This window comes from Pseudomonas sp. NPDC088885 (assembly GCF_044750025.1).
GTDB lineage: Bacteria > Pseudomonadota > Gammaproteobacteria > Pseudomonadales > Pseudomonadaceae > Aquipseudomonas > Aquipseudomonas rustica.
Map to the genome: position 1 here is coordinate 18,469 of NZ_JBIVJB010000072.1, position 6,388 is coordinate 24,856.

Here is a 6,388-nt window from a genome sequence, read left to right on the forward strand (position 1 = left end):
AATTGATTGCAGTCTGACAAGCGATTACCCATGACGAACCGTACCCGTATCCTCACCGGCATCACCACCACCGGCACGCCGCACCTGGGCAACTATGCCGGCGCCATCCGCCCGGCGATCCTCGCCAGCCGCGACAGCAATGCCGATTCGTTCTACTTCCTGGCCGACTACCACGCCCTGATCAAATGCGATGACCCGCTGCGCATCCAGCGCTCGCGTCTGGAAATCGCCGCGACCTGGCTGGCCGGTGGCCTCGATGTCGACCGCGTGACCTTCTACCGCCAGTCCGACATCCCGGAAATCCCTGAGCTGACCTGGCTGCTGACCTGCGTCGCGGCCAAGGGCCTGCTCAACCGTGCGCACGCCTACAAGGCCTCGGTGGACAAGAACGTTGAAACCGGTGAAGACCCGGACGCCGGCATCACCATGGGCCTCTACAGCTACCCGGTGCTGATGGCGGCGGACATCCTGATGTTCAACGCGCACAAGGTGCCGGTCGGTCGTGACCAGATCCAGCACGTTGAGATGGCCCGCGACATCGGCCAGCGCTTCAACCACTTGTTCGGTCAGGGCAAAGAATTCTTCACCATGCCCGAAGCGCTGATCGAAGAAAGCGTGGCGACGTTGCCGGGCCTCGACGGTCGCAAGATGTCGAAAAGCTACGACAACACCATCCCGTTGTTCTCCAGCGCCAAAGAGATGAAGGACGCGATTTCGCGGATCGTCACTGACTCGAAAGCGCCAGGCGAAGCGAAAGATCCGGACAATTCGCACTTGTTTACACTGTTCCAGGCCTTCGCCACACCGGCGCAGGCTGACGAATTCCGCAGTGAACTGCTCGGTGGTCTGGGTTGGGGCGAGGCGAAGAGCCGTCTGTTCCAGTTGCTCGACAAAGATCTCGGCGAAGCGCGCGACAAGTATCACCAGTTGATCGAACGTCCGGCGGATCTGGAAGATATCCTGCAGATCGGTGCGAAAAAGGCCCGTGCCGTGGCGACGCCGTTCCTCAACGAATTGCGCGAAGCCGTTGGCCTGCGTTCGTTCGTCAATCAAGTTCAGGTCGCCGCAACCACCAAGAAGAAAGCCGCGAAAGCCGCGCGTTTCGTCAGCTTCCGTGAAGACGACGGCAGCTTCCGTTTCCGTCTGCTGGCGGCCGATGGCGAGCAATTGCTGCTGTCGCGCAACTTCGCTGACGGCAAAGCCGCAGGTCAGGTGACCAAGCAACTGCAATCGGGTCAGGCGCTGGACGTACGCAGCGAAGGCCTGAGCTTCAGCGTCTGGCTCGAAGGCGAGTGCGTGGGCGACAGCCCGGCGTTTGCCGACGCGGCGGCTCGCGATGCGGCCATCGAGGCGCTGCGCGTCGCGCTGACCCCGGTTCAAGACTAATCGGCGGCACGGCCCGACCAAGGGCCGATTGCCATTCCTCCGGGCCATCGCTACAGTGACGGCCCGTTTTTGTTGCCTTGCTAACGAATTATGACGCCCCTAGAACGATACCAAGCTGATCTGAAACGCCCGGACTTCTTCCATGACGCCGCGCAGGAAACTGCTGTGCGTCATTTGCAGCGTCTGTACGACGATCTGATCGCCGCCGATCAAAACAAGCCGGGTCTGCTGAGCAAGCTGTTCGGCAAAAAGGATCAGACGCCAGTCAAGGGCCTGTATTTCTGGGGCGGCGTAGGTCGCGGCAAAACTTACCTGGTCGACACCTTCTTCGAAGCGCTGCCGTTCAAGGAAAAGACCCGCACCCACTTCCACCGCTTCATGAAGCGCGTGCACGAAGAGATGAAAACCCTCGGCGGCGAGAAAAACCCGCTGACCATCATCGCCAAGCGTTTCTCCGACGAGTCGCGAGTGATCTGCTTCGATGAATTCTTCGTTTCCGACATCACCGACGCGATGATTCTCGGCACGTTGATGGAAGAGTTGTTCAAGAACGGCGTGACTCTGGTCGCGACGTCGAACATCGTCCCGGACGGTCTGTACAAGGACGGCCTGCAACGCGCGCGTTTCCTGCCGGCCATCGCGCTGATCAAGCAGAACACCGAGATCGTCAACGTCGACAGCGGCGTCGACTATCGCCTGCGTCACCTCGAACAAGCGGAGCTGTTCCACTTCCCGCTCGACGAAGCGTCCCACGAAAGCCTGCGCAAGAGCTTCCGCGCGCTGACGCCGGAATGCACCGCTGCGGTCGAGAACGACGTGCTGATGATCGAAAACCGCGAGATCCGCGCCCTGCGTACTTGCGACGACGTGGCCTGGTTCGATTTCCGCGAACTGTGCGACGGCCCGCGTAGCCAGAACGACTACATCGAACTGGGCAAGATCTTCCACGCCGTGCTGCTCAGCGGTGTCGAGCAGATGAGCGTCACCACCGACGACATCGCTCGCCGCTTCATCAACATGGTCGACGAGTTCTACGACCGTAACGTCAAGCTGATCATTTCCGCTGAAGTCGAGCTGAAGGATCTGTACACCGGCGGCCGCTTGAATTTCGAGTTCCAGCGCACGCTGAGCCGTCTGCTGGAAATGCAGTCGCACGAATTCCTGTCGCGGGCGCACAAGCCTTAAGCGGATTTCGGCAAATAAAAAGGGCCTGCAATTGCAGGCCCTTTTTTATGCGCTGAAGAATCAAAAGATCGCAGGCTTCGCCAGCTCCTACAGGTGTACGCCATTCTGTAGGAGCTGCCGCAGGCTGCGATCTTGATCGTTCCCACGCTCCGCGTGGGAATGCATACCGTGACGCTCTGCGTCACATTCCGGGGCGGACGCAGAGCGTCCATTGGCAGCATTCCCACGCAGAGCGTGGGAACGATCATCGGGGGGGGAGGGTTAGGCAGCTTGCTGAAACTGCTGCCGATACTGGTTCGGCGACAGTTCAGTGTGCTGACGGAACAACCGCGCAAAGAAGCTCGCGTCGTCGTAACCGACCTCATAACTGATGGTCTTGATGCTCTTGCGGCTGCCGGACAACAAGCCCTTCGCCGTCTCGATGCGCAGCCGCTGCAGGTAATGCAACGGCTTGTCGCCAGTCGCAGTCTGGAAGCGGCGCATGAAATTGCGAATGCTCATGCCATGCTCGCGCGCCACATCTTCGAAGCGGAATTTGTCGGCGAAGTGCTCTTCAAGCCAATGCTGGATCTGCAGGATGATCACGTCCTGATGCAGCTTCTGCCCGCCAAAACCAATGCGCCCCGGCGAATAATTGCGCTGCACTTCGTAAAGAATGTCGCGGGCCACAGCCTGCGCCACGTTGGCTCCACAGAAGCGCTCGATCAAGTAGATGTAAAGGTCGCAGGCCGACGTGGTGCCGCCAGCGCAATACAGGTTGTCGGCGTCGGTCAGGTGCTTGTCCTGATTCAGGTGCACCTTGGGGAAGCGTTCGGTGAAGGCGTTGAAGAAACGCCAGTACGTGGTCGCCTCCTTGCCATTCAGCAGCCCGGCTTCGGCCAGCCAGAACACCCCGGTGGCTTCGCCGCACAGCACAGCGCCGCGAGCGTGTTGCTCACGCAGCCACGGCATGATTTGCGGGTAACGGGTGCACAGGGTTTCGAAGTCATCCCAGAACGCCGGGAGGATGATGATATCGGTGTTTTCCAGACCACCGTCGACGGGGATCACCACATCGCTGAAGCTTGTCACCGGTTTCCCGTCGGGGCTGACGATGCGCGTTTCAAACGCCGGTGTCAGGCCGTGGCCCAGTTGTTTGCCGTAGCGCAGGCTCGCCACATGGAAAAAATCCTTGGCTTGCATGAGGGTGAAGGCGAAAACCCGGTCGATAGCCAGGATGCTGACGCGCCGCAAGGGCGTGGAGACTTGCTTGGACATAATTCAACTTTTGTTTTGTTTTTATAAGGGAAAGTGGTCACCAGACGGCTGGATCGTCTTATTTTTTGTCGGATGTGTCCAGTGTCCTGTGTCGGAGGGGAGGCTTAGTCTCTGAGGGTCATCTCCCTCCAACAAGAAAGAAAGGTGCCGCATGATCCCCAGAACCTTGTTCAGCTCCGAGCACGAATTATTCCGCGACAGCGTACGAACCTTCCTCGAAAAAGAGGCCGTGCCGTTCCATGCGCAGTGGGAGAAACAAGGCCACATCGACCGCAAGCTGTGGAACAAGGCCGGGGAGGCGGGGATGCTCTGCTCGCATTTGCCGGAAGAATACGGCGGGCTGGGGGCGGACTTTCTCTATAGCGCCGTGGTGATCGAGGAGGTCGGCCGGCTGGGCCTGACCGGCATCGGTTTCTCGTTGCATTCGGACATTGTCGCGCCGTACATCCTGCATTACGGCAGTGAAGCGCTGAAACACAAATACCTGCCGAAACTGGTCTCCGGCGAGATGGTCACCGCCATCGCCATGACCGAACCTGGCGCGGGTTCCGACCTGCAAGGCGTGAAAACCACCGCCGTGCTCGACGGCGATGAATACGTGATCAATGGCTCGAAAACCTTCATCACCAACGGCTTCCTCGCGGATCTGGTGATCGTCGTTGCCAAGACCGATCCCAAGGCCGGCGCCAAGGGCACCAGCCTGTTTCTGGTCGAAGCGAATACGCCAGGCTTCGAGAAGGGCAAACGCCTCGAGAAGGTAGGGATGAAGGCGCAGGACACGTCAGAATTGTTCTTCCAGGACGTACGCGTGCCGAAAGAAAATCTGCTAGGGCAGGCCGGGGCAGGGTTTGCTTATCTGATGCAGGAGTTGCCTCAGGAACGCCTGACGGTGGCGATTGGCGGTCTGGCCTCAGCCGAAGCAGCGTTGCAATGGACGCTGGATTACACCCGTGATCGCAAGGCGTTCGGCAAGGCGATTGCTGATTTCCAGAACACTCGCTTCAAACTGGCCGAGATGGCCACTGAAATTCAGATCGGCCGAGTCTTCGTCGACAAATGTCTGGAACTGCATCTGCAAGGCAAGCTGGATGTGCCGACGGCGGCGATGGCCAAATACTGGGGCACCGACCTGCAATGCAAGGTGCTCGACGAATGCGTGCAACTGCATGGCGGCTACGGCTTTATGTGGGAATACCCGGTGGCCCGGGCCTGGGCGGATGCGCGCGTGCAGCGGATCTATGCCGGCACCAATGAAATCATGAAAGAGATTATTGCGCGGTCGCTCTGATGATCGTTCCCACGCTCTGCGTGGGAATGCCGCCGGGGACGCTCCGCGTTCCGCTGTGGATGCGACGCGGAGCGTCGCGGGATGCATTCCCACGCGGAGCGTGGGAACGATCAGACTGGCCTCTTCGCGAGCAGGCTCGCTCCCACAGGGGATCACCGTACCTGTGGGAGCGAGCCTGCTCGCGAAGCTTTTAGCGGCTGATCAAGGTGCCGGATTCGGATGATCCTTGTGAATCGCCTCAATCCCTTCCAGCACTTCATCGGAAAGCTTCAGATCAAAACTGGCGATGTTGCTGTCCAGTTGTTCAAGCGTCGTCGCACCAATGATGTTGCTGGTGACGAACGGTTGCTGGGTCACGAACGCCAACGCCATCTGCGCCGGATCCAGACCGTGCTCACGGGCGAGGGCGACGTAACGGCTGCACGCTGCTTCCGACTGCGCATTGAAATAGCGGCTGAAGCGGCTATAGAGGCTCAGACGGCCTTTCGGCGGACGTGCGCCACCTTCGTACTTGCCTGACAGAAAACCAAACGCCAGCGGCGAATAGGCGAGCAGGCCGCACTGTTCGCGGATGGCGATTTCCGCCAGACCCACTTCAAAGCTGCGGTTGAGCAGGTTGTACGGGTTCTGGATCGACACCGCACGCGGCCAGCCACGGGCTTCGGCCAGTGCGAGAAAGCGCATGGTGCCCCACGGCGTTTCGTTGGACAGACCGATGTGGCGAATCTTGCCGGCCTTCACTTGCTCGTCGAGTGCTTCGAGGGTGTCTTCCAGTGGCGTCAAATTGGCTTCGATCTTGTGCTTGTAGCCCAGCTGTCCGAAAAAGTTGGTGCTGCGCTCTGGCCAGTGCAACTGGTACAGATCGATGTAATCGGTCTGCAGGCGCTCAAGGCTGGCATCCACCGCGGCGTTGATGTGCTGGCGGTTGTGGCGCAGGTTTTTATCGCGGATGTAGTCGATGGTGTTGCCCGGGCCGGCGATCTTGCTGGCGAGGATCCAGTCGGCACGATCGCCGCGACTTTTGAAATAATTGCCGATGTAACGCTCGGTGGTGGCGTAGGTTTCGGCTTTCGGTGGCACCGGGTACATCTCGGCGGTGTCGATGAAATTGATCCCGGCTTCCTTGGCGCGTTCGATCTGGGCGAAGGCTTCAGCTTCAGTGTTTTGCTCGCCCCAGGTCATGGTGCCGAGGCAGATTGCGCTCACGTTCAGGTCGGTACGGCCTAGCTGGCGATAGTCCATCGGGTACTCCTTGGGCAAAACAATCATAAA

Annotated in this window: 5 protein-coding genes; 3 read left to right on the top strand and 2 right to left on the bottom strand. The window is 59.5% G+C overall.

Features of this window, described 5'->3' with window-relative positions; translation table 11 throughout:
- Positions 1-30: 30 nt before the first annotated feature.
- Both ACIP1X_RS21810 and zapE read left to right on the top strand, forming a co-directional pair.
- Positions 31-1,386, top strand: a complete 1,356-nt coding sequence (locus ACIP1X_RS21810; RefSeq protein ID WP_400755021.1) for a tryptophan--tRNA ligase — start codon at positions 31-33, stop codon at positions 1,384-1,386.
- 90 nt (positions 1,387-1,476) lie between these two features.
- A complete protein-coding gene (zapE, locus tag ACIP1X_RS21815; protein WP_053123668.1) occupies positions 1,477-2,571 on the top strand; it encodes a cell division protein ZapE in 1,095 nt (364 codons plus the stop codon).
- A gap of 261 nt (positions 2,572-2,832) precedes the next feature.
- On the opposite strand, the gene ACIP1X_RS21820 is transcribed toward zapE, so the two are convergent.
- Positions 2,833-3,729 carry a GlxA family transcriptional regulator gene (locus tag ACIP1X_RS21820; protein ID WP_172680158.1) on the bottom strand — a complete coding sequence of 299 codons (897 nt, stop codon included), beginning with the start codon at positions 3,727-3,729 and terminating at the stop codon, positions 2,833-2,835.
- Positions 3,730-3,979: 250 nt separating this feature from the next.
- Here ACIP1X_RS21820 and ACIP1X_RS21825 point away from each other — a divergent pair, with 250 nt between their 5' ends.
- Entirely contained in the window at positions 3,980-5,116 is a 1,137-nt protein-coding gene (locus ACIP1X_RS21825) for an acyl-CoA dehydrogenase family protein (RefSeq protein WP_064120486.1), read from the top strand.
- Positions 5,117-5,317: 201 nt separating this feature from the next.
- Here the strand turns inward: ACIP1X_RS21825 and ACIP1X_RS21830 are convergent, their stop codons facing one another.
- Positions 5,318-6,358: an NADP(H)-dependent aldo-keto reductase gene (locus tag ACIP1X_RS21830; RefSeq protein WP_400755025.1), complete on the bottom strand. Its 1,041-nt coding sequence runs from the start codon at positions 6,356-6,358 to the stop codon at positions 5,318-5,320.
- Positions 6,359-6,388 lie beyond the last annotated feature (30 nt).

What these genes read in the sequence shown, in the direction of transcription:
- ACIP1X_RS21810 (WP_400755021.1), top strand. Translation starts at nt 31, where the DNA reads ATGACGAACCGTACCCGTATCCTCACCGGCATCACCACCACCGGCACG.
- zapE (WP_053123668.1), top strand. Translation starts at nt 1,477, where the DNA reads ATGACGCCCCTAGAACGATACCAAGCTGATCTGAAACGCCCGGACTTC.
- ACIP1X_RS21825 (WP_064120486.1), top strand. Translation starts at nt 3,980, where the DNA reads ATGATCCCCAGAACCTTGTTCAGCTCCGAGCACGAATTATTCCGCGAC.
- ACIP1X_RS21830 (WP_400755025.1), bottom strand. Translation starts at nt 6,358, where the DNA reads ATGGACTATCGCCAGCTAGGCCGTACCGACCTGAACGTGAGCGCAATC.